The sequence below is a fragment of the Capnocytophaga sp. H2931 genome, assembly GCF_002302535.1.
Lineage (GTDB): Bacteria > Bacteroidota > Bacteroidia > Flavobacteriales > Flavobacteriaceae > Capnocytophaga > Capnocytophaga canis.
In genome coordinates this window covers 866,678-889,491 of the sequence record NZ_CP022381.1, presented here as the reverse complement: position 1 = coordinate 889,491, position 22,814 = coordinate 866,678, and the positions used below count along the sequence as shown (strand labels likewise).

Annotated in this window: 18 protein-coding genes; 5 read left to right on the top strand and 13 right to left on the bottom strand. The window is 36.9% G+C overall.

All coding sequences use genetic code 11. The features are described 5' to 3' along the window. Positions 1 to 73: 73 nt before the first annotated feature. The 12 genes from rfbB to rplU all read right to left on the bottom strand — a co-directional run bounded on the left by rfbB (position 74) and on the right by rplU (position 10,092). Entirely contained in the window at positions 74 to 1,132 is a 1,059-nt protein-coding gene (gene rfbB / locus CGC52_RS03735) for a dTDP-glucose 4,6-dehydratase (RefSeq protein WP_095893465.1), read from the bottom strand. A 68-nt stretch (positions 1,133 to 1,200) separates the two neighbouring features. Further along, a complete protein-coding gene (locus tag CGC52_RS03730) occupies positions 1,201 to 1,551 on the bottom strand; it encodes a four helix bundle protein (protein WP_018279395.1) in 351 nt (116 codons plus the stop codon). Positions 1,552 to 1,599: 48 nt separating this feature from the next. Then, complete coding sequence (rfbD, locus tag CGC52_RS03725; protein ID WP_095894440.1) at positions 1,600 to 2,442, bottom strand: dTDP-4-dehydrorhamnose reductase; 843 nt, start codon at positions 2,440 to 2,442, stop codon at positions 1,600 to 1,602. Positions 2,443 to 2,456: 14 nt separating this feature from the next. Then, positions 2,457 to 3,026, bottom strand: coding sequence for a dTDP-4-dehydrorhamnose 3,5-epimerase (gene rfbC / locus CGC52_RS03720; protein WP_095893464.1), 570 nt, complete (start codon positions 3,024 to 3,026; stop codon positions 2,457 to 2,459). Positions 3,027 to 3,039: 13 nt separating this feature from the next. Then, positions 3,040 to 4,191, bottom strand: coding sequence for an ATP-binding protein (locus tag CGC52_RS03715; protein ID WP_232751836.1), 1,152 nt, complete (start codon positions 4,189 to 4,191; stop codon positions 3,040 to 3,042). An 89-nt stretch (positions 4,192 to 4,280) separates the two neighbouring features. Then, complete coding sequence (gene rfbA / locus CGC52_RS03710; RefSeq protein ID WP_095893462.1) at positions 4,281 to 5,153, bottom strand: glucose-1-phosphate thymidylyltransferase RfbA; 873 nt, start codon at positions 5,151 to 5,153, stop codon at positions 4,281 to 4,283. 9 nt (positions 5,154 to 5,162) lie between these two features. Next, positions 5,163 to 5,486, bottom strand: a complete 324-nt coding sequence (locus CGC52_RS03705) for an L-rhamnose mutarotase (protein WP_095893461.1) — start codon at positions 5,484 to 5,486, stop codon at positions 5,163 to 5,165. Positions 5,487 to 5,688: 202 nt separating this feature from the next. Beyond that, complete coding sequence (gene bioB / locus CGC52_RS03700) at positions 5,689 to 6,783, bottom strand: biotin synthase BioB (protein WP_042343673.1); 1,095 nt, start codon at positions 6,781 to 6,783, stop codon at positions 5,689 to 5,691. A gap of 266 nt (positions 6,784 to 7,049) precedes the next feature. Next, positions 7,050 to 7,538, bottom strand: a complete 489-nt coding sequence (locus CGC52_RS03695) for a metallophosphoesterase (RefSeq protein WP_095893460.1) — start codon at positions 7,536 to 7,538, stop codon at positions 7,050 to 7,052. A gap of 170 nt (positions 7,539 to 7,708) precedes the next feature. After that, on the bottom strand, positions 7,709 to 9,073 hold the full coding sequence (locus CGC52_RS03690) for a DASS family sodium-coupled anion symporter (protein WP_095893459.1): 1,365 nt from the start codon (positions 9,071 to 9,073) through the stop codon (positions 7,709 to 7,711). Between the two features lie 114 nt (positions 9,074 to 9,187). Next, positions 9,188 to 9,448, bottom strand: a complete 261-nt coding sequence (gene rpmA / locus CGC52_RS03685; RefSeq protein ID WP_042007564.1) for a 50S ribosomal protein L27 — start codon at positions 9,446 to 9,448, stop codon at positions 9,188 to 9,190. Between the two features lie 26 nt (positions 9,449 to 9,474). Next, a complete protein-coding gene (gene rplU / locus CGC52_RS03680) occupies positions 9,475 to 10,092 on the bottom strand; it encodes a 50S ribosomal protein L21 (protein WP_042343678.1) in 618 nt (205 codons plus the stop codon). Between the two features lie 371 nt (positions 10,093 to 10,463). Between rplU and CGC52_RS03675 the strand changes: the two genes are divergently transcribed. The 3 genes from CGC52_RS03675 to thrA all read left to right on the top strand — a co-directional run bounded on the left by CGC52_RS03675 (position 10,464) and on the right by thrA (position 15,563). Beyond that, positions 10,464 to 11,741, top strand: a complete 1,278-nt coding sequence (locus tag CGC52_RS03675; protein WP_095893458.1) for an O-acetylhomoserine aminocarboxypropyltransferase/cysteine synthase family protein — start codon at positions 10,464 to 10,466, stop codon at positions 11,739 to 11,741. Between the two features lie 236 nt (positions 11,742 to 11,977). Further along, positions 11,978 to 12,967: an alpha/beta fold hydrolase gene (locus CGC52_RS03670; protein ID WP_095894439.1), complete on the top strand. Its 990-nt coding sequence runs from the start codon at positions 11,978 to 11,980 to the stop codon at positions 12,965 to 12,967. 163 nt (positions 12,968 to 13,130) lie between these two features. After that, positions 13,131 to 15,563, top strand: a complete 2,433-nt coding sequence (gene thrA / locus CGC52_RS03665) for a bifunctional aspartate kinase/homoserine dehydrogenase I (RefSeq protein WP_095893457.1) — start codon at positions 13,131 to 13,133, stop codon at positions 15,561 to 15,563. A gap of 445 nt (positions 15,564 to 16,008) precedes the next feature. Here the strand turns inward: thrA and alaS are convergent, their stop codons facing one another. Further along, the gene (gene alaS, locus CGC52_RS03660; RefSeq protein ID WP_095893456.1) at positions 16,009 to 18,645 is read right to left on the bottom strand and encodes an alanine--tRNA ligase; all 2,637 of its coding nucleotides are present in this window, start codon (positions 18,643 to 18,645) and stop codon (positions 16,009 to 16,011) included. A 262-nt stretch (positions 18,646 to 18,907) separates the two neighbouring features. Between alaS and nhaC the strand changes: the two genes are divergently transcribed. Together nhaC and CGC52_RS03650 are read left to right on the top strand one after the other, a co-directional pair. Then, complete coding sequence (gene nhaC / locus CGC52_RS03655; RefSeq protein ID WP_095893455.1) at positions 18,908 to 20,359, top strand: Na+/H+ antiporter NhaC; 1,452 nt, start codon at positions 18,908 to 18,910, stop codon at positions 20,357 to 20,359. A gap of 543 nt (positions 20,360 to 20,902) precedes the next feature. Continuing rightward, positions 20,903 to 22,801, top strand: coding sequence for a nucleoside-diphosphate sugar epimerase/dehydratase (locus CGC52_RS03650; protein WP_095893454.1), 1,899 nt, complete (start codon positions 20,903 to 20,905; stop codon positions 22,799 to 22,801). The last annotated feature ends 13 nt before the right edge of the window (positions 22,802 to 22,814 follow it).

Below are 22,814 nucleotides of genomic sequence, written 5' to 3'. Positions count from 1 at the left end.
CACACAAATTTACCTTTTAAGGGTTGATTCTTAAAACACAAGAAATCTACAGACTCAGTGGAATCAGAAAAAACTATCTCCCTTTATACATCTGGTCGTAATATTTTTGGTAGTCGCCACTGGTGATAGTATCTAGCCATTCTTGATTTTGCAGATACCAAGCTACGGTACGCTGAATTCCCTCTTCGAACTGCAAGGAAGGCTCCCAACCAAGCTCTTCCTTAATTTTTGTAGCGTCAATAGCATAACGAAGGTCGTGTCCTGCTCGGTCAGTAACAAACGTAATAAGTTTTTCCGAGCTTCCTTCAGGGCGACCCAACTGCTTATCTACTTCTTTGATGATGACGCGTATCAAGTCGATGTTTTTCCATTCGTTAAAGCCCCCGATGTTGTACGTATCGCCAATTTTACCCTTGTGGAATATTACGTCAATTGCTCTGGCATGGTCTTCAACGTAGAGCCAATCTCGCACATTTTCGCCACGTCCGTAAACGGGTAATGGCTTATTACTGCGAATGTTGTTGATGAATAAAGGGATTAATTTTTCAGGAAACTGATAGCTTCCGTAGTTATTGGAGCAGTTAGAGATAACTGTCGGAAGTCCGTAGGTGTCTTGATAAGCTCGAACGAAGTGGTCGGACGAGGCTTTCGATGCCGAATAGGGCGAATGTGGGTCGTACTTTGTGTTTTCTGTGAAAAGCGTGTTGTCCATCTGCAAAGCACCATACACCTCATCGGTGGAGACGTGGTAGAACAGCTTTCCGTCCCAATTGCCGTTCCAAACCTCACGTGCTGCCTGTAGGAGTGATAGCGTACCCATAACATTGGTCTTCGCGAAGGTAAAAGGGTCTTTAATACTGCGGTCTACGTGGCTTTCTGCTGCCAAATGGATAATTCCGCTGATGTTTTTGCTCTCTATGAGTTGTTTCATAGCCTGAAAGTCGCAGATATCAGCCTTTACGAACTCGTAGTTAGGTGATTTCTCTATATCTTTGAGGTTTTCCAAGTTTCCGGCATACGTTAGTAAATCCAAATTGATGATTCTGTAGTCAGGATATTTGTTTACAAACAACCGAACCACGTGTGAGCCTATAAATCCAGCTCCGCCTGTTATTAAAATGTTTTTTTTCATTTAAAGTGCTTTTTAAGTAACCAAAAACCAATTAACAAGTACCAAGTTAGTTTGATGTGTATTGATTTCTATTTTTTTAATTTCATTTTGTTATAGATTGAAGCTAAAATATTCTTCAATTCGTTACTCTCCTGTTTTAAAGTTTCCCAATCTGTCTTTTCATTATGGTAAATTGCAATGATAATTCGTATCCAATAGTTTGTCTCTCTGATTTCTTTTAGGCATAATCCTATTTTATTAGTAAAATCAGCCTGTGACACTGCTCCTTGTGCTTCCTGATAATTTGCTCCTACTGAGGTTGCTGATTTTATCAGTTGGTACGCAATTACCTTGTATTCTTTTTCATTGGGCAGTTTGCGAACTCCGTTAATTACACGGATAGAAAAATTAAATAATCTGTCTTCTAATTCGTTTGCCATTTGTCGTTTGATTTTCTTTCGGAAAACTTGTTTCTTGTTTCTTGTAACTTACTTTTTCCCTTTTAAAGCCTCTTTCCAATGTGAAATCGTATAATTAAAATCATTTTTTAGTTTTGATTTGTCCAAAACCGAATAACTTGGACGTTTTACCTTACTTGGGAATTCGCTCGACAAGCAGGGTTTAACCAGACAATCATTCCCTGACATACGAACGATTTCGGTAGCGAAATCGAACCACGAGCATACGCCTTCATTTGAGAAATGATACACCTCGCGTTTTTTGTACAAATCTTTCTCAATGATATGGACGATAAATGCAGCTAAGTCACGAGCATTTGTGGGTGTCCCAACTTGGTCGAAAACTACTTTGAGTTCATTGCGTTCAGAACTCAATCGCTGAATGGTTTTGACGAAGTTATTCCCAAAGGAAAGCGAGTACAACCACGAGGTTCTGATGATAAGATAATCAATATCCGCATTCTGAATGGCTTTTTCGCCCTCTAATTTCGTTCGTCCGTAAATTCCCAGCGGTTCCGTAGGGTCTGTTTCTGAGTAAGGTGTGTTTTTAGTACCTCCAAAGACGTAATCCGTTGATATATGAATAAGAGAAGCGTTGTTTTCCCTGCAGACTTCTGCCAAGCAGCCTACTGCGATGTTATTTATCAGGTTGGCGGTCTGTATGTCGTCTTCTGCCTTGTCCACGTTGGTATATGCGGCACAATTAACCACAATCTGAATGTTATTTTTCTTTACGAAATCCGAAATTGCCTGTCGGTCGGTAATGTCTAAGTCCGAAGCATCTGTAAAGAAGTAATTTTTGGTTTTTCCTTGAATATTCTGAATTTCAGAGCCTAATTGTCCGTTAGCTCCTGTAACTAATATGTTTTTCATCGTCTCAAATCGCATTATTCGTATAGGTTTACATCAAAATCGAAATGAAAAGTATCTTTCAGCAAGGGGCTTTCTTTGTCTTTTTGCGAAAGAATAATATTTTGATGAGAGATTTTCCAATCAATTTGCAATGCAGGGTCGTTCCACAGAACGCTTCCTTCCTCTTTTGGATTGTAGTAATTGTCGCACTTATATTGAAAAATGACTTCCTCGCTCAGCACAGCAAATCCGTGAGCAAAACCTCTGGGGACGAACAATTGTCGTTTGTTTTCGGCAGAAAGCTCAACGGCTACGTGTTTGCCAAAAGTAGGCGAACCCTTACGGATATCGACTGCAACGTCCAAAACTTTTCCTACCACTACGCGTACTAATTTTGATTGTGAAAACGGAGGTTTCTGGAAATGCAATCCCCTTACCACACCGTAACGCGATTTTGATTCGTTATCCTGTACGAAAGTTGTTTTACAAACTTGTTCCACAAACTTTTCTTGTGAAAACGACTCAAAAAAGTATCCGCGCTCATCACCAAAAATTTTAGGTTCAATGATGATAACGTCTTTTATTTCTGTTTGGATTATGTTCATATGTTGATTATAATCAGTAATTTAACTTAAAATAATATTTTTTTAGCCATTCTCGATATAGCGGGTCTTGAAAGGTTAGAATCCCCGCCATATCATCTAGAATATCCTTATCTACTAAAGCTCTTTTTAGCTTAACCACATTGGCTGAGGAACCTAATTTATAAGTATCCATCACTTCTTTGGAACTCAAATTCTGCTCTCCGTTAAGTAATGCCTTTAAAAACCCTAATTGAGTATTAGTTAAGGTTTCCGTCAGTGTTATGAAGAGTAAGCTAAGTTGTTGTATCAGGCTTTGATGGGTATTTTCTATAAGCTTTTTATTGCTTTTTTGTGTCGTTCTAAGCCATACTTGTTGAGCTAATTGCTGTACGTAATATGAATGATTATCAACAAGTTCTACAATATTTTTAGCTTGACTATCTGTGATTTGCTTATTGGTTTCTTCAAAACGTTGCTTAATGAAGTTTACCCATTCTTTAGTGTTAATTTTTTCAAGAAAAATAATATTACCAAACTTATAAAAAGGCATTGATGTATCTGTAAAAACTTCTATCAGCATATGTCGTTTACTACCATAAAAGCAGTATGAAACGTTCTGATGTCGCTGAAAATGAGCTCTTAATTTCTTTTGAAATGACAGACTATCTGAAAAAGAGGCTATATTCTGAAATTCATCAAAACAAACCACAATTTTGATACCTTTCTTTTGTGCGATATTCTCTGCTAAGTTCAAAATATCATCCGGATTTTTCTGTAATTCTTTCCACGAGATACCAAACTGTAAGGAAGTTTCATCGTTTGAGGCTAATGAAACTTGTGGTAACAATTGTGAAAGAAATTGCTTTGCATTTGTTACAAAATCATCCCACCGTGAAGAAGTAGCTTTTAAAACTGCGTTAGTGAAAGAGATATAAAACTCCTCTTCTGTACGTATATTAAAAAGGTCTAACTTGCATATTTTTAATGTTTTATCATTCTGAAATGATTCGGAAACTTTTTCTACCAAAGAAGATTTTCCCCATCTACGAGGAGAAATCAGAATTACATTCGTCCCTGACAAAAAACATTGTCTTAATAATTTTATTTCTTTTTGTCGATTGACAAAATCTGTTTTCAGAATAATTGTTCCAAACGTAAATGGCACATTTGTAAATTCCTCGTGCATAACCGATATTTTTGCAAAGGTAATAAGAATTTTACGTCTTACCAAAAGGTAAGTTACCAAAAGGTAAGTTGCTAAAAGATGAAGAAAAATTATTTCAATAAATTAATGAGATATTGCCCGTATTGATTTTTTAGCATTGGTTGGGCTAACTCTCGGATTTTTTCGGCAGAAATCCAACCTCTTCGGTAGGCAATTTCTTCCAAACAAGATATTTTAAGCCCTTGTCTTTTCTCAATAGTTTCCACGAAGTTGGAAGCCTCTGAAAGTGAATCGTGTGTACCTGTGTCAAGCCACGCAAAACCTCGCCCTAATAGCTGTACTTTCAGCTCGTTATCTTTCAAAAACTGTTGGTTTACTGTGGTGATTTCCAATTCTCCTCTTGCCGAAGGTTTTATGTTTTTGGCTACATTTACAACTTTATTCGGATAGAAATACAGTCCCACTACGGCATAATGCGATTTTGGTTTTTCGGGTTTCTCTTCGATGGAAAGCACGTTTCCTTCTGCATCAAATTCGGCAACTCCGTAGCGTTCAGGGTCTTTGACGTAATAACCGAAAACAGTTGCTTTACGCTCTTTTTCAGCGGTTTCAACGGATTGCAGAAGCATTTTGGTGAAACTTTGTCCGTAGAAAATATTATCGCCCAATACGAGGCAAACATCATCATTTCCAATGAATTGCTCTCCGATGATGAAGGCTTGTGCCAGTCCGTCGGGAGAGGGTTGCTCGGCATAACTAATTGAAATTCCGTAGTCGCTACCATCACCTAAAAGTCGTTGAAAACCAGGCAAGTCTTGTGGGGTGGAAATCACCAAAACTTCACGAATACCCGCCAACATTAGCACCGAAAGTGGATAGTAAATCATCGGTTTGTCATATATAGGTAGTAACTGCTTTGAAATACCTTTTGTGATCGGGTAAAGCCTTGTTCCTGAGCCTCCTGCAAGAATAATTCCTTTCATAATACTATTCTATTCCGTGTGAAAAACCTGTTCCATTGTGTGCCACCATTCGCCTTCCTTAAGTTCTAAGGGTTGTTGACAAGGATCGGTTTCCGCCCACCAACGTTGTGTTTCGGGATCGGCAGCCATTTTTTGCATATCTTCTCGAAAATTATCTCCAATATATTCAAAATATGCAAAAAGAAGCTCATCATTCAATAAAAAAATGGAGTAATTTCGGATATTACATTCGTGAATTTTATCCAAAACAGATTGCCACGGATTGGCATGTAATTCTCGATAATAAGCTAATTTTTCAGGTTTTACCTTGATTACTTGTCCGAAGCGTTTCATAATTTTAATTTTTACTATTTTATATTTTTAGCAATTCCTTTGGTAAAAAAATAGAAATGTGATTTCAATCTTTTGTAAAGATATTCATCTTAATTTACATGAAATAAGGGTAGTATGTATTTTCTTAAAATTACAATTATATTTTTTATAAACAGAACATACTACTAAACTCTTGATTATTTGTAAGATGGTATTTTTAAACTTACTCCGTCATTCGAGTTTTTCGTTTTTGTTCGTTGCGTTCAATTTTGTGGGTCGGACGAGTCCATTTTGGATTCTCACCCAAGTCAACATACTGAGAATCTTTAGCTTCAACCGTAACGGGTTGTTTATGTTTTTCAAAAGGTTCTTGGGGTCTAATTCCTAATATTTCAAACATTTGCATATCTTCATTGATATTAGGGTTTGGAGTAGTGAGCAATTTATCCCCCGCAAAGATAGAGTTTGCTCCTGCAAAGAAACACATCGCTTGACCTTCACGACTCATTTGGGTTCTTCCTGCAGAAAGACGCACCTGAGTTGTAGGCATTACGATACGTGTTGTGGCTATCATCCGCACCATATCCCAAATTTCAACCAATTCTTGATCTTCCAAAGGAGTTCCTTCCACAGGAACTAAGGCGTTGATTGGCACCGATTCTGGTTGAGGGTTTAAGGTTGATAAGGCAACCAACATCCCCGCACGATCTTCCAAAGACTCTCCCATTCCGATAATACCTCCACTACAAACAGTGATATTTGTTTTACGCACGTTCTCAATGGTTTGTAACCGGTCGTCATAACTTCGTGTAGAGATAATTTCTTCGTAATATTCCTTAGAAGTATCCAAATTGTGGTTGTAGGCATATAGCCCTGCTTCTGCCAAACGTTTTGCTTGGTTTTCAGTAATCATTCCCAAAGTACAGCATACCTCCATGTTCATCTTATTAATCGTACGCACCATTTCCAACACTTGGTCAAACTCTGGACCATCCTTTACATTTCTCCATGCTGCCCCCATACAAACACGAGAGGCTCCTGATGATTTTGCTCGTAGCGCCTGTGCCTTTACGTGTGAAACGCTCATCAATTGTTCTTCCGTTTCCACATGAGTATGATAACGAGCAGCTTGCGGACAGTAACCACAATCCTCGGAACATCCACCCGTTTTTATTGATAATAAAGTAGATACCTGCACAGTATTAGGGTCGTGGTATTTACGATGAACGGTAGCTGCTTCATAAAGCAAATCCATTAAAGGTTTGTTGTAAATCGCTATGATTTCTTCTTTTGTCCAATTATGTCGAGTTTCGCTCATATACCTAATTATTTATGTTCCGAAAGGCAAAGATAATAATTTATTTTAGATAACTGAATGAATATAGTTGAAACACACGAAAATTTCTAGCCCTACACTATTGGATTTATTAAGTTATTTTTAAGAGTTTCAAAACAATAAACAACCTACAAATAGTAAAAATATTTATTTTTTTTAACTCTTAAACTCTATAACCTTAAAAAACATACGCTCAAAAGTCTCACAAAAAATATTTTATACGAAGAATACGCACCTCCAAAATTCAATCATCTCGGAAATTCTATAACCTGAACATTCTTTATTTCTTCTTTCTCAATCTCAAACCGAATCATAGTACGAACGGTTTGCCAACCGTGTTTACCTACTGCTCCTGGATTTAAATGTAATAGCTGGAATTTCTTGTCATACATCACTTTTAAAATATGCGAATGCCCTGATATAAAAATTTTAGGAGGATTCTTCATAATCTCTTTTCTAGCTAAAGAGGTGTATTTGTCAGGATAACCTCCAATATGAATCATTAAAACTTCTATCCCTTCACAGAAAAAACGGTTCACTTCCGGAAATTGGCTACGAATATCGGCACCATCAATATTACCGTAAACCCCTCGCAGAGGTTTCTGTTGAGCAAGTGCTTTAGCAACTTCTATCGAACCGAAATCACCACAATGCCAAACCTCATCCACTTGTGAGGCGTGTGATAAGATTTTATCATCCATGTAAGAGTGCGTATCGGAAAGTAATAAAATTTTCATAACATCATTTATATCTAAAAACAAATAGAACTCAACAATACAAATTGAGATTGTCGATTATGGTGGCTATGCTACCAAAAGTAGAATTTTAAACAATAGATATGAGCTAAATACGTCGAAAAGTTTTCTTATGTATAAGTTTAAATCAGAATAAAGGTAACAGCATTATCTTAAAACCAAAACCAATACGCCATCGAAGATATAAATATGACACTCAATATGTTAAGTACGAATCCTATTTTGATCATATCATTTTGATTTACCATCCCAGTTCCATAAGCAATGGCATTTGGGGGAGTTGCCACAGGTAACATAAAGGCACACGAAGCTCCCAATCCAATGATGAGAGAAAGCCCTAAAGGATTCATTTCCAATTCTTGAGCTATGGAAATAAAAATTGGAACAAGCAAAGCGGCACTTGCTGTGTTTGATGTGAATTCTGTAAGAAAAATAATAAACACCGCTACCAATAAGCCTATCAGATAGAAATGTTTTCCTTCTATCAAAAAAACAACTCCATCGACCAAAGCTTTACTCGCTCCTGAACTGGTCAATACGGCACTTAAAGTTAATCCTCCTCCAAAAAGCAATAGTACACCCCAATCCGTATTATCTTGAACCTCTTTCCAGCTTGCAACACCTGAAAAACAAACCAATACGGCTGCAATCATAGCAACAAGAGCGTCAAACTCTGCAATTTTTGCAATTCCTAAAATGGAAGATATTGTACTATTTAAAAAATCTCCAAAAATCCAACTAAGTGCTGTGACTATAAAAATAATGATTGTAATATATTGTTTTCGGGTTAATTTGTCGACCAAGTTTTCTGTAGTCACTTTAATTTTAAAATTTGGTTTAAGTACGATATACATAGCCAGTAACATCAGTGGCATCAACCCCATCATTACAGGTATTCCGTATTTAAGCCAATCGGAGAAAGTCAAATGCAACTGCGAAGCTACGATGGCATTCGGAGGAGACCCCACAAGCGATCCCATTCCTCCAACACTCGCACTGTAAGCTACTCCCAAAATGACAAAAACATATGTGTTTCTGTTCGTTTGATAGTCCACATTTTTTAGCATCCCAATGGCTAATGGAATAATCATAGCGGCAGTAGCTGTATTACTTATACCCATTGACAATAAGGATGTTACGGAAAAAAGTAATAGAATAGCGACAACAAAATTACCCCGAGCCAATGAAATTACGCGATTGGCAATATATCGATCCAACTTTTGAACACTCAAAGCGGTAGCGATAACAAATCCTCCAAAAAAAAGGAAAATCGTAGGATTGGCAAAAGCCTGTAAGGCTGGTTTGGTCTGTTCAAGACCCAAAAGTATCGCCAAAATAGGAATCAACAACGCCGTAACAGTAATGTGAACAATTTCGGTAAGCCATAAAATAGCTATGAATACCAACAGAGCTAATCCTTTATTGACTTTATCTTCATAGGGAAGTAAATAATTCAAAAGTAAAGCTATGAGAATTGACAAACCTATGATAAATGCCTTTCGAAGAGTTTTTTGCATGGTCGATTTTTTTACGAATACACCACAAAGTTAAGATAAAATTTAGAAAATAAAAAAAGAGACTATCTAAAATTTAGATAATCTCTTTTTTATTCCTTTACTAATATCCTTCGACTATGCTTCAAATGGAACTATTGAAACATACGATTTATTGTCTCTTTTTTTCTCGAACTTAACGATTCCATCCACTTGAGCGTGTAACGTATGGTCTTTACCGATGTATACGTTTTGCCCTGGATTGTGTTGAGTTCCTCTTTGTCTAACAATAATATTCCCTGCGATGGCAACTTGACCACCATAAATCTTCACTCCTAAACGTTTCGAGTGAGATTCTCTACCGTTTTTCGAACTACCGACACCTTTCTTGTGAGCCATTTTTTTCTTTTTTTAAGTGTTAAAAATTATTTTTGAACGCCACCATTCAGTTCGTCCTGCCATTTTTTCAACTCATCCCATTTTCCGTCAGCTGCCAATTGTGCTTGTGCTGCCCATGTTTGAGGATCTAAGTGTGATAAAGTTGAACTTGCTTCTGTTAATATGGCTTTGATTTCGTCTACTGATTTTTTAGCCAATTTTGCGAAAGTATCCACACCAGCTGCTACGAGAGCCTCAGATGCTTTTGGTCCAATACCTTCAATTTTTTTCAAATCATCAGCCTTTGCAGATTTTGCTTCTTTCTTTTCAGTTTTTTCAGCTTTTACCGTTCCAGACGCTACGATATTTTCGATAACAATCTCTGTCAAATATTGTCTGTGACCGTTTTTAACTTTGAAACCTTTACGTCTTTTCTTTTTGAAAACAACGACTTTGTCTCCTTTTAAATGTTTTAATACTTTTGCTTCTACAGAAGCTCCGCTTATAGCTGGGGCGCCTACAGTGATTGCACCTGCATTGTCTAAGAGAAGAACGTTATTGAACGTAACTTTCTGACCCTCTTCATTTTGCAAACGGTGTACAAACACTTTTTGGTCTTTGCTTACTTTAAATTGTTGCCCTGCTATCTCTACAATTGCATACATAGCTTAATACGTTTTAATTAAAATTGGGTGCAAAATTACTACTTTTATTCCAATCAACCAAATGTTTTGGAATTTATTTTTAGGTCTGCTTCTTTCTTTCATATACCACTTTTTTACTAGTAAGAAAGTTTTTGGATGCGTAAGTCAAAAAAAGTATTTGCGAAATATTACAGATTATTTTTAAAAAAGTACCTTAAAAATTTGTTTGTGTAAAAAATATTACTACATTTGCACCTGAAAAGCATTAAAAATTAAATATCAAAAAGATTAAAATAGGAAATATTTTCTTTTTATTACAAATGAATTAGAAAAGAATTCTAAAACAAACAAAAAATAATAACGAAACAGAAAATAATACTAAATCAATAACTATGAGTAATTTAAAACAAGCAACAAAGGCACTTCACGCAGGACACAACGTAAAAGAACATAACGGAACTCGTGCCATTCCGATTTATCAGACAACGTCTTATGTTTTTGAAAATTCAGACAATGCTGCTGGACGATTCAACCTTACGCAACCGGGCTATATCTATACCCGATTGAATAACCCTACCAACGATATTCTTGAGCAACGATTGGCGGCCTTAGAAGGTGGTATCGGAGCGGTAGTTACTTCTTCAGGAACAGCTGCTATTTCAACTGCTCTTTTGACATTGTTAAGAGCAGGGGAGCATATTGTAGCGTCGAATAGTCTCTATGGAGGAACGTATAATATGCTGAATGTTACGCTTCCACGTTTGGGAATTACTACAACATTTGTTGATCCAAAAGATCCTAAAAACTTTGATGTAGCAGTAAAAGAAAACACCCGTGCGATTTTTATCGAATCGTTAGGAAACCCTAAATTGGATGTGTTGGACATCGAAGCAATAGCTAAAGTAGCTCACGCTCATAACCTTCCTTTGATTGTAGATAATACCGTCGCTTCACCTGCTTTGCTACGTCCCATTGAATATGGAGCGGATATCGTTATCCATTCTCTTACGAAATATATCGGAGGAAACGGAACTTCTTTAGGAGGAGCTATTATCGATGCAGGAAACTTTGACTGGAGTAGTGGGAAGTTCCCCGAATTCACACAGCCTTCAGCTGGATACCATGGGTTAGTACTTCACGAAGTGCTTGGAAATGCGGCATTTATTGCTAAAATCCGAATCGAAGGATTGCGTGATTTGGGAGCTGCACTAAGTCCATTCAATGCCTTCCAAATTTTGCAAAGTTTGGAAACCTTGGAAGTTCGTATCAAAAAACACAGTGAAAACGCATTAGAATTAGCTAAATGGTTACAGACTCAACCTGAGGTGGCATGGGTAAATTACCCTGGTTTAGATGATAGTCCATATAAAGAATTGTCTAACAGGTATTTACCAAAAGGACAAAGCGGTATCGTTACCTTCGGGTTGAAAGGAGGCTATGATGCAGCCAAGAAAACCGTTGATAACGTAAAGATTTTCTCTCTTTTAGCAAATATTGGAGATACTAAATCATTACTTATCCATCCTGCAAGCACTACGCACCAACAGCTTACGGAAGCACAACAGAAAACAACGGGCGTTACTACCGACCTTATTCGTTTGTCTATTGGTTTGGAAGATATCGAAGATTTGAAAAATGATTTGAAACAGGCGTTTTCCAGCGCTCAATAATTTTACAATGTACTGAAAAGGCTTGTTTTAGGGATTAATTACATATACTCTCTAATTCTATAGAAATAGAATTGATCCTTTTCAGTACAGCTTTCATACCTAAAATTGGTTACTAGTTTATATAGAGTATCGGCAGGTGTGAGATATGGAATGTTCATACTACACTCAGCTACAAAATAATTTATTTTGTAATTTTGCGATTAACCTGATTGTCTAAGAAAAACGAACATTCACAGATGGATACAAATTTTGAAAAAGCCTGTTCAGGCTATCGGTATATTGACATTTTAAATTTTTCAACTCTTTCGGGTGAACATTATAAAGAAATACGGTTGCAGTATCAGGTTTTTGGGCAAGAACTTGGCACTGCACCGCTTGTTGTGGTCAATCACGCTCTGACGGGTAATTCACAAGTGATGGGGGAAAATGGTTGGTGGAACGAAGCTATAGGGTACGGAAAGCCTATTGATGCTCAACGATATAGCATTCTGTGCTTTGATGTTCCAGGTAATGGTTATGGAGCTTCCATGTTGATTCAAAATCCCTACAAATGGGTAGCTCGAGATGTGGCTCGTATCTTTCTACAAGGTTTAGAAATATTGAATATTTCAAAGGCTTTTGCATTGGTAGGAAATTCGGTAGGAGGAGGTATTGCGTGGGAAATGATTGCTTTGGCACCAAAACTTTTTTCACATTTCGTTGCTGTTGCAACCGATTGGAAATCATCGGATTGGATTATTGCTAATAGCTTAATTCAAGAACGAATCTTAGAAACTTCATCTCAACCAATGCACGATGCTCGGTTACATGCAATGCTCTGCTATCGTTCGCCACAATCGTTTAAAATTAAGTTCAATCGTACGTTACATCATGAAAATCAGTCTCTTCACAACGTAGAAACATGGCTTTTACACCATGGTGAAAAATTAGAAAAACGTTTTTCTCTTGCAGCGTATAAACTTATGAATCAATTAGTTAAAACAATTGATATTACCAAAGATAGGGGCAATTTTGAACAAGTTATGCAATCGGTTGAAACACAAATACATATCATAGGAACTAACTCTGATTTGTATTTTGTTCCCGAAGAAAATATAGAAACTCATCAATTATTACAAAAAATGGGAAAACAAAGTACCTATCAAGAAATAAAATCTATCCATGGGCATGATGCTTTTCTTATTGAATATCAACAGCTTGATGTATTCTTGAAAAAGATTTTTTGATATATACGTAACCACAGATACCTACAATTGGACGCTAATTTATGGAATAGCATATACAGACCCTATTGTGTATGTCTATTTAGAACGAAAAACAAAGACGTGTGCAGTACGTTTGTAAGTGAAATTATAAATAATTGTATATCAATAGAATAAAAATATACTCATGAAAATATTAAAATTTGGAGGAAAATCCTTAGCTAACGGAAATGGATTGGACACTGTACTTAACATTATCCGTCAGAAAGTACAAAATAAAGAACAAGTAGCGGTTGTAGTTTCAGCACGAGGAAACGCCACCGATGAACTAATCACATTATTGGAGAAAGCTCGTAACGGGGTAGATTATCAATCTGAGTTAAAGTCATTTAAGTCATATCAACTATATAATTTTAATGACAATTATCAACAAGAAATAGCAGAAAATTTTGAGTTACTTGAAAAATTGTTGGAAGGAGTTTCCTTACTTGGTGATTACAGCCTAAAAATCAAAGATTTAGTTATTGCTCAAGGGGAATTAATTGCTGCTAAATTGATCGCTGAATTGTTGCGTGAGCAAGGTGTCAAAAGTTCGTTTGTGGATAGTCGAGATATTTTTGTTACGGATAGTGAGTTTGGTAATGCTCATATTATCAGTGATGTATCTAAAAAGAAAACTCAAGACCTTTTCTTAAGATTTTCCAAGGATGAAGTTCCCGTGGTTACTGGATTTATTGCTTCCACCCAAAAGGGAGAAACCACAACATTAGGCAGAAATGGGAGTAACTATTCCGCAGCTCTATTAGCTAATTTCCTAAATGCAACTGAAATGCAAAACTACACTCATGTGGATGGTATTTTTACAGCCAATCCAGAGTTAGTTCCCGAAGCTAAAATCATTCGTCATCTGTCGTATGAAGAGGCAAATGAATTAGCGAATTTTGGGGCGTCAATTCTACATGCTAAAACTATTATTCCACTGATAGAGAGAAATATACCATTACGTATTAAAAATACATTTAAGAATGAGGATTCAGGAACGCTGATTCACAACGAGAGTTCAGAAGATGGTATTAAGTCAATTTCTGTGATTGAAAATAATGCTTTAATTGTTTTAGAAGGCCGTGGACTATTAGGAAAAGTAGGGGTTGATGCACGTATTTTTCGAGCATTGGCAAACAAAAACATCAGTGTAAGTATTATTTCACAAGGGTCTTCGGAGCGAGGTATTGGTTTTGTGGTACATTCAAATGATGCAAATGCCGCAAAATTGGCTTTGGAAGAAGAATTTTCACAAGATTTTTACACGAATGATGTAAGTAGCGTTTCCGTAATTGATAACGTAGCGGTAATTTCCATCGTAGGACAGAATTTGGCTACGTTTCACTATCCATATAATGCACTGATTCGCAATCAGATAGTTCCACTGCTTATCAATAATGCTATTACAGGTAAAAATGTGAGTTTGGTGCTAAAAACTAATAAATTACACAAGGCATTAAACGTTATCCACGGAGAGATTTTCGGGGTGTCGCGTCGTATTAATCTAGTAGTTTTCGGAAAGGGAACGGTTGGAGCAACGCTTATCGATCAGGTGATAGATGCTCATGATAATATACTGAAACGTAAGAATATAAGTCTACGAATTGTTGCAATTGCCAACTCTTCACGCATTTTAACTGACGCTTCTGGAATTTCAACAAATTGGAAAGAACAATTTGAGCAAGAAGCTGTAAATTATGATTTCTCAATCCTGCAACAATTCATTGAAAAAAATCATTTGGAGAACCTTATCGCAGTGGATGTAACGGCAAGTAAAACTTTTGTAGAAAATTATATTCAGCTCATTAAGAGTGGATTTGATTTGGTTTCAGCTAATAAAATTGCGAATACCATTTCCTTTGATTTCTACCAAGAACTGCGGGAGAACTTGGCAAAATATCAGAAAAGCTATCTTTACGAAACCAACGTGGGAGCAGGATTACCATTGATTGATACTATTCGATTGTTGCACCATTCAGGAGAAAATATCACGCGTATTAAAGGGATTTTCTCTGGAACTCTCAGCTACTTATTTAATACATTCTCAGAGGAAAACAAGCCTTTTAATGAGGTATTGCAATTCGCTATCGATAGTGGCTATACCGAGCCCGACCCACGGGAGGATCTTTGTGGAAATGATGTTGGACGTAAACTGTTGATTCTGGCTCGTGAATTGGATTTAGGTAACGAATTTACGGATGTTAAAATCCAAAATCTTATCCCTGAGCATTTACGTGAAGGGTCTGTATCCGATTTTCTTGAACGTTTGGAGGAGTTCAATGCTCATTACCAAGACATTAAAGACGGACAAGCGGATGACCATGTGTTGCGTTATGTAGGAGATTTGCATGGTGATTTATCAGATACAGCAACCGCTAAGTTAGAAGTTTCTTTGGTATCTGTGCCGAAAAACAGTGCATTGGGACAGGTAAAAGGAGCAGATTCTATCTTTGAAATATACACGGAGTCCTATGGGAATAACCCTATCGTAATCCAAGGAGCAGGGGCTGGAGCTGCAGTTACTGCCCGAGGAGTTTTTGGCGATATTCTAAGATTAGCAGAACGAAATAATTTTTAGAAAAATAAAAAGGTTCAGTGTGAAATTCCGATTACATGCTGAATTTTTAGTTAGTTACTGATAGTAAAAACCGTGATTGAAAAACAAGATTTGCACAATGTTGGTCGTACTGAAACTATGATGTTGTCATGAAAAGGAAGTGATGCAATATGTGAAGTTTAGAAATTTATCACGATATTGAAACTTCCCCAAATAGTAGTATATTTCGTAGACATTTGGATGTTTCATAGAGAAACTGACTGGATAAGATCGTATGATGTACAAAAATTAGCTTCCTTTTTAGATGTTTATCGCTTCTACCTCGGTAAATCTTAAGTAGAAATAATATTTAGACATGAAAAAAGCGTTGTAATGAAGGTAGTTTCATCACAACGCTTATAACTTTAATAACAACAAGTTACGATGTTCTTAAATGTTATTTTTATTACATTTAGTAAAATATAAATTATTTTACAAACTCAATGGCTTTTTCAAGAGCTTGGTCGAGTCCTGCTGGATTTTTACCACCTGCCGTCGCGAAGAAAGGCTGTCCACCTCCGCCTCCTTGTATATGTTTACCCAGTTCGCGAACAATTTTACCAGCGTCTAAACCTTTATCGGCTACCAAATCTTTCGAAATATAGCAAAGCAATAAGGCCTTACTTTCTTCCTGTGTAGCTCCGAAAAGGATAAATGCTTTTTCGACTTCATTTCCTAACTGAAATGCCAAATCTTTCAGCGAAGCAAGGTCTAAATCCAATCGTTTTATTAAAGAGTTGATTCCATTTACAGGTTTAAACTCGGATTTAAGTTCTGATTTGAGATTTTTCGCTTGTTGACGTTTTAACTCTTCAATTTCTTTGGTCAAACGCAGATTTTCATTCTGCAAATGTGATATGGCTTTCAAAGGGTCTTGAGCGTTTTTAAGCCCATGCCTTATTTCTTTGACCAATTTCTCTTGGTCTTTAAAATACTGTAACGCTCCATGCTTGGTAATTGCCTCAATACGACGTATGCCCGAGGCTACGGCTCCCTCTGAAACGATCTTGAAATACCATATATCCGCAGTGTTTTTGCTATGCGTACCTCCGCAGAGTTCCTTGCTATCACCAAACTGAATTACGCGTACGTTATCACCATATTTTTCACCAAACAAAGCCATCGCACCCATGTCCATTGCTTGTTGGATAGGTAAATTTCGGTATTCTTGCAAATTGATTTTCTGTCCGATGAGTTCATTTACGCGGAGTTCGATGCGTTCTAATTCTTCGTCAGTGACTTTCTGAAAATGCGAAAAGTCAAAACGCAATGAGTGCATATCCACACGTGAACCTTTCTGTTCCGTATGCGTACCTAACACCTCACGTAATGCTTGATGCAGTAAGTGAGTTGCTGAGTGATTGGCAGCCGTGAGCGAACGCCCTAACGGATGAACTTCTGCTTTGAAAGGGTCAGTTACGTTTTCGGGAAGCGTTTCGGATATGTGTATAATCAAGTTGTTTTCCTTCTTTGTATCAGTTATATAGGTAACTTCTCCGTTTGCGGATTGTAGCGTACCTTTGTCGCCTATTTGTCCACCTCCTTCAGGATAGAATGGTGTGGTATTGAATACTAACTGGTAGTATGTTCCTTCTTTAGAACTTTCTACCTTTCGATATTTTACTAAGCGTACGAAGGCCTCGAGAGTATCATAACCGATAAATTCTTCTTCATCGTCATCACGAAGTACCACCCAATCACCTGCTTTAACCTGTGCGGCAGCCCGTGAACGTTCCTTTTGCTTACGGAGATTTTCCTCAAAATCTTTTTCGTTTAGTGTGAATCCTTTCTCGCTTAATATCAATGCAGTAAGGTCAATAGGGAAGCCGTAAGTGTCATAAAGTTCAAATGCTTTAGCACCCGAAAGTTCCTTGTCCATGGAATTATTCATCATGGCATCAAGCATCAACAAACCTTGTTCGAGGGTTCTAAGAAAAGAAGCCTCCTCTTCACGGATGACGTTTTCCGCCAAAATTGCATTTTTTTCTATCTCAGGGAAGGTTTTTCCCATCTGTTGAGAAAGAGTCGTAACAAGCTGATGGATAAAAGGTTCTTTTTGATTTAGGAATGTGAATCCGTAGCGTATAGCTCTTCGCAAGATACGGCGGATAACGTAACCAGCTCCGTTGTTAGAAGGTAACTGTCCATCAGCGATGGCGAAAGCCACGGCACGAATGTGGTCAGCAATTACACGAATGGCTATGTTAATCTGCTCTTGTTCATGTGATACATTATTTCCTATCACATATTTACTTTGAGTGATTTCTTCAATCCGATTAATAAGCGGAGTGAAAACATCAGTGTCGTAGTTCGACTGTACTCCTTGCAATACCATACAAAGTCGCTCGAATCCCATACCCGTATCTACGTGTTGTGCAGGAAGTTTTTCAAGAGAGCCGTCAGCCTTACGGTTAAATTCCATAAACACGTTGTTCCATATTTCAATAACTTGTGGATGGTCGTTGTTTACTAATTTCTTACCATCGATTTTTTGTCGTTCATCATCGGAGCGTATGTCAACATGTATTTCGGTACAAGGCCCACAAGGCCCTTGGTCACCCATTTCCCAAAAGTTATCTTTTTTGTTTCCTAAAAGTATTCTATCGGTTTCGATCAGATTTTTCCAAATGTCGTAAGCCTCTTGGTCAAAAGGTACATTATCCTGCTGACTTCCTTCGAAAACGGTTACATAGAGTCGGTCTTTAGGGATTTTATACACTTGGGTAAGAAGCTCCCATGCCCATTCGATAGCTTCTTTTTTGAAGTAATCACCGAAAGACCAGTTGCCGAGCATCTCAAACATAGTGTGGTGATAGGTATCTTTACCTACTTCCTCTAAATCGTTGTGTTTCCCCGAAACACGTAAGCATTTTTGAGTGTCTGCAATACGTTTACTATTTGGTTTTCCATTGCCTAAAAAATATTCTTTGAATTGGTTCATTCCCGCATTTGTAAACAACAAAGTTGGGTCATTTTTGATAACCATAGGGGCAGAAGGCACAATCGTATGTCCTTTGCTTTGGAAAAAATCTAAAAATTTCTGTCTAATTTCTTGTGAAGTCATATGCTTTATAATCAATAAGTTAGGAGGTTTTTGTGAATGAATACACTCTAATTACAGTTATCACTATCATTTAAACATTCCTAAGGTGCAAATATAGAAAATTTTAAAACATAACCAAAGTAGATATGCTATACGCTAATCAGGTATAAGGGTTCAGTACCACTTCAAAATATATAAAAGGTAAATTTTATTTTGTTATAAATGTAACTTTTTGTATGAAATATTTTTTTTATTTCTATATTTGCCTATCAATCAATATGAAATGGAAAGAAAACCAATTTTTAAGATATCTCTTTTTGAGGCTTTTTTACCGATTATCATCCTGATAGTGATGTTAGGATACAATGTTTTTTACGTTTATGGAGACAATGCTTTGGGTGGCTCGAATCAGTTTATTCTACTGTTGGGAGCTGCTATTGCAGTTTTTATTGGTTTTATTAATGGAGTACCGATCCGTACAATGACACATGAAATATACAATAACATCAAGTCCACCAGTGGGGCGATTTTAATCTTACTTTTGGTAGGAGCCCTTTCTGGCACGTGGCTTTTGAGCGGTATTATCCCAACAATGATTTACTACGGCCTTCAAATTCTGACGCCTTCTATCTTTTTACCAGCTAGTGTGATTATTTGTTCTGCCGTTTCGGTAGCCATTGGTAGTAGCTGGACAACCTCTGCCACCATTGGTATAGCTCTGGTTGGTATAGGAACGTCTTTGGGTATTCCTTTAGGACTTATCGGAGGAGCAATCATCTCAGGAAGTTATTTCGGAGATAAGATGTCGCCTATGAGTGATACAACAAACTTGGCACCTGCATTAGCAGGGACGGATATTTTTACTCATATCAAGTATATGACCTACACCACAGTACCTTCTATTATCATTGCTTTGATTATTTTTACTGTAATTGGGTTTACGATTGACACTCATGGGATTTCTGATACACAGGCAATTCAAAATGCTATCTTGGAACGATTCAACGTAACTCCTTGGGTATTTGTAGTTCCTGCGATTATCTTAGTTATGATTTACAAAAAGGCAGAGCCTTTGGTAGCTTTGTTCTGTGGGGTAATACTTGGAGCATTGTTTGCGTTGGTTTTTCAGCACGATTTACTCCTGGAATTGACACAAACCATGAGTATGGAATTTGCCTCTACCTATCGCCTTATGATGGAAACGATTACTACATCCACACAGATCCCTACAGATAATGAAATTTTGAATGAATTATTTTCTTCGTCAGGAATGAGTGGTATGCTTCATACTATATGGTTGATAATCTGTGCTATGGCATTTGGAGGTGTAATGGAAGCTATTGGAGCATTGGAACGGATTACGGATTTTCTTCTCAATTTGTTTTCGTCCGTTTTTGGACTGTTCGCCAGTACAGTCATGAGTTGTATGGCATTAAATATAACGACTTCTGATCAATACCTCTCGTTGGTGGTTCCAGGAAAAATGTTCTCAAAAGCTTATGCTAAAAAAGGGTTAGCTCCTGAAAATCTGAGCCGTACGCTCGAAGACTCTGGAACCGTAACTTCAGTTCTCATCCCATGGAACACCTGTGCAGCATATAATAGCGGTGTGTTAGGAATTCCAACTTTGACCTATCTACCTTATGCATTTTTCAACATCATCAGCCCTTTTATGACATTGATTTTCGTTGCTTTCCGAATAAAAATTAGACGAATTACTAACAAAAATATTTAAAAAAATCCCTCGCATGGATGAATTTTCTGTTGGTGCGAACCATACGTAGACAAATGAACCAAGCGAGGACATTATAAAAAAAGGGAGGTGATGTAAAAAGTATGATGCCTTAAAAAAGAAAGTGTCTTTGTCAGGCTGAGCGTAGTCGAAGCCTTGTAATTATAGGGCTTCGACTACGCTCAGCCTGACAGAAATATCCACTTTATTAAAGATATCATACTTTTTACAACACCTCCAAAAGAGTTTTAAAAATTTAGACAAGGTAGATTTATCTATTTGTGAATTAGTAAGTTGAAAACTATAACGTTATTTTAACTTTTTTAAGGTATTTTAATTGTTTCTAAAACCGAATATTTATGCTATTTTTGTAGTCTGGGATAGTGCGTTACAAAATTGAGTAAAAATGTATCAAATGTCAATTTACAGGCATAAAAAATGTTTTTCTCTCCATATATATTAGGACGATAGATTGAGGTACATTCCCAAATGTTGTTAAGATTTTCATTATACCAATCATACCATAATATATATTTGTATATAAAAATGAAGACTTTCAAAATAATAATAGCTCGTCAGTTGAAGAAATTAGGACACACCCCTCGGTGGTTGGTTCTCGTTATTGATCTACTAATAAACACTATTTCGCTGTGGATTACTGTTTTTCTTTTTGAAAAAATTGGGATTAAGGCTCAGTCATCAGGTTACGAAAGGATGGTGTTAATACTCGCGATAAGCTTTTTATTCTTATGGCTTTTCAAATCACAACGAGGGCTTGTCAGACATTCAACTTTTCGTGATATTTGGAAAATTTTTTTTATAACAATTAGTATTTTATTTGCTTCAAAGGCAGTTAGTTGGCTTTGGCAGAGAGTATATGGCTACCCAATTTTTTTAGACATACATTTGGTTGTAAATTTTGTATTGTCATTTTTCCTATTATCTTTCTTTAGGATAACCGTGAAAGAGTTTTTTAGGAAAATTAATGAGTGGAACAACGGAAAGAAACAGCATTGGAAAATTATAGCCTTAGGGACTGATACTGAAATGGTTTCCGTAGCTAAAGTCATTAGAGACAATCCATATACTCCTTACGATTTGGTAGGTTTTTTGGTAGATGGTAACATAGGGAAAGCTACTTTACTAGGTAAAAAAATAATAAAAAAGCAGAGCTTTCTTGCAAAAAGTAAAGCTCAACTACAAATAGATGGAGTTTTGATTAACCAAAATGCACTTTCACGGTCGGAAATTGCCGAGTGGACAAATATCTTTCTAGACAAAGGGCTGAAAGTACTAAAAACACCAAGACTTCAAAAAGTAAGGTCAAACCAAGATGTAAAACTTAAATCTTTACAAATAGAGGATTTGTTGCATCGAAAACCTATAATTATTGAAAATGAAGAAGTTATACAAAAACATTTTCAAAAAAATATATTAGTAACGGGAGGAGCAGGTTCTATCGGAAGTGAACTTATTCGACAGATAGCTACCTTTGAAACGGCTCAGATAGTGGTTTTAGACCAAGCGGAAACACCTTTGCACGATATTGAATTGGAATTAAAGGAAAAATTCCCTACAGTTTCGTTTAAATTTGTTCTTGCTGATATATCAAATAGAGAACGATTAGAAAGGATTTTTCAAAAGTATCATTTTTCAATCGTTTATCATGCGGCGGCGTATAAACATGTACCATTGATTGAAGAAAATCCTTATGAGGCTATTCTGGTTAACATTCAAGGAACTCGCAATGTGGCTTTATTGTCGAGTAGGTACAAAGTAGAGCGATTTGTGATGATTTCCACAGACAAGGCAGTGAATCCAACCAATGTGATGGGTGCTTCCAAAAGGACAGCCGAACTTTTTGTACAAGCGTTGCAAAAGGAAACTACCAACACAACAAAATTTATCACTACGCGTTTCGGGAATGTTTTGGGGTCGAATGGTTCGGTAATTCCTCATTTCAAACGACAAATAGAAAAAGGAGGCCCTATAACCATCACGCATCCCGACATTGTCCGTTATTTTATGACCATTCCTGAGGCTTGTGAGTTAGTGCTTCAAGCAGGAACGATGGGTGTGGGAGGTGAAATTTTCGTTTTTGATATGGGAGAACCTATCAAAATCTTGAATTTAGCTATTCGTATGATAAAACTATCGGGCTACGAACCTGAAACAGATATCAAGATTGTTTATACAGGACTTCGTCCAGGTGAAAAACTCTATGAGGAACTATTGAGTGATAATACAAAAACGTTACCAACACACCATGAGAAGATTATGATTTCAAAAGATCCTTCGGTGCCCTTTGACCAAATTAATCAATTGTCGGAAAAAATCGTAGCTGTCGCACAGACAGGAGATAAACTTCAAATGGTACGTGTTTTAAAAGAAATCGTGAAAGAATTCAAAAGCAATAATTCCATTTATGAAGAGTTGGATAAGTAATAAAAAGGATACT